Source organism: Gordonibacter pamelaeae 7-10-1-b, assembly GCF_000210055.1.
In the GTDB taxonomy this organism is placed as follows: domain Bacteria; phylum Actinomycetota; class Coriobacteriia; order Coriobacteriales; family Eggerthellaceae; genus Gordonibacter; species Gordonibacter pamelaeae.
The window spans coordinates 412,554-414,260 of record NC_021021.1 but is presented as its reverse complement, the minus strand read 5'-3'; the positions used below and the strand labels follow the sequence as shown (position 1 = coordinate 414,260).

The 1,707-nt window shown below is 71.9% G+C and carries 3 protein-coding genes; all 3 read left to right on the top strand.

All coding sequences use genetic code 11. The features are described from left to right. On the top strand, nucleotides 1–725 hold a 725-nt coding region (locus tag GPA_RS01925), incomplete at its 5' end, for a thiamine pyrophosphate-dependent enzyme (RefSeq protein ID WP_041238791.1). Next, nucleotides 718–1,332, top strand: a complete 615-nt coding sequence (locus GPA_RS01920) for an indolepyruvate oxidoreductase subunit beta (RefSeq protein WP_015538789.1) — start codon at nucleotides 718–720, stop codon at nucleotides 1,330–1,332. The genes GPA_RS01925 and GPA_RS01920, both read left to right, overlap by 8 nt. Beyond that, nucleotides 1,329–1,707 (top strand): amino acid-binding protein (locus tag GPA_RS18690; protein WP_041238789.1); only part of this gene is annotated, 379 nt, incomplete at its 3' end. The genes GPA_RS01920 and GPA_RS18690, both read left to right, overlap by 4 nt.

Sequence of the window (1,707 nt, the reverse complement as noted above, 5' to 3'; positions counted from 1 at the left end):
GCCCGCACCGCCTGGTGTTCAAGGAGCTCACGCGCCTCAAGGCCATCGTCACGGGCGACATCGGCTGCTACACGCTGGGCGCGCTGCCGCCGCTGTCCGCCATGGACACGTGCGTGGACATGGGCGCGTCGGTGTCGATGGCGCACGGCTTCGAGCTGGCGCTGGCAGGGACGGAGCACCGCCCCGTGGTTGCCGTCATCGGCGACTCCACGTTCGCGCACTCGGGCCTGTCATCGCTCATCTCCACCGTGTACAACCGCTGCGGGGGCACGGTGTGCGTGCTCGACAACCGCACGACGGCCATGACGGGCCGCCAGGGCAACCCCTTCAACGGCGAGACGCTGCAGAAGCGCCCGAGCCGCGAGCTGGACCTGGAAGGGGTCGTGCGCGCTCTCGGCGTGGGGGACGTGCGCACCGTCGACCCGCACGACGCGCGTGCCGTGCGCGCGGCGCTGAAGGATGCAACCGGCACAGGCGAGCTGTCCGTGCTCGTGTTCCGCGCGCCCTGCGTGCTGCTCGAGCGCACGCGCAAGCCGGCCTACCTGGTGACGGGCGCCTGCACGGCATGCGGCGTGTGCCCGACGCTCGGCTGCCCGGCCATCGCGAAGGACGCCGAGACGGGACGGGCCTCCATCGACCCGGGCCTGTGCATCGGGTGCGGCCAGTGCGCCCAGTACTGCGCCTTCAACGCCATCGAGCAGCCGGAAGGGGGCTCCCATGAGTAACGCGAAAGCGACCACCGTCCTGCTCTGCGGCGTGGGCGGCCAGGGCACCATCCTGGCGGCCGACCTCCTGGCCCATGCGGCGCTTGCGGCCGGCACGTCGGTGAAGGTGTCGGAGATACACGGCATGGCCCAGCGCGGCGGCGCCGTGACCACCGTGGTGCGCTTCGGCGACGAGGTGCCCTCCATGGTGTGTGACCCCGGAACGGCCGACTGCGTCGTGTCGTTCGAGACGACCGAGGCGCTGCGCAACCTGCCGTTTTTGGCCGAGGACGGCTACCTGCTGGTGGCCGACGAGGCCATAAAGCCGCTGCCCGTGGCCACCGGGCGCGCCTCCATGCCCGCCCATGCGCGCGAGACGCTGGCCGACCTGGGCGCCACGCTCATCCCGGCGGGCCAGCTGGCCCGCGAGGCGGGCAGCGCCAAGTCGGTGAACGTCGTGCTGCTGGGCGCGCTGTCCACGCGGCTGCCGTTCGCCCTCGAGGCGTGGGAGCGCATCGTGGCCGACCGCGTGCCGCCGAAGACGGTGGAGGCGAACCTGGCGGCGTTCCGCGCCGGCCGCGCGTTCGCCCTGCCTGCCGACGAGAAAGAGGAGGTGCGGGAAGCATGAGCGTTCAGCAGATCAGCGTGTTCCTGGAAAGCCAGCCGGGGCACCTGCGCCGCGTGCTCGACGCGTTCGAGGACGCGCACGTGAGCGTGCGCGGCTACAGCGCGTCCGACACGGGCGACTACGGCATCGTGCGCTTCATCGTGGACGACCCCCTGCGCGCGCTGGACGTGCTCGTGGACATGGGCGCCGCCGCCACGACGACCGACGTGCTGTGCGCGCGCCTGAACGACGAGCCGGGCGAGCTCGCGCGCGTCATGGGCGTCATGGCCGACTGCGGCATCAACGTCACGTACAGCTACTCGCTCATCTCCACCTACATCGCGCTGTCCGTGAAGGACCTCGCGCGCGCCGAGCAGCTGCTGGCGGGCGAGCCGG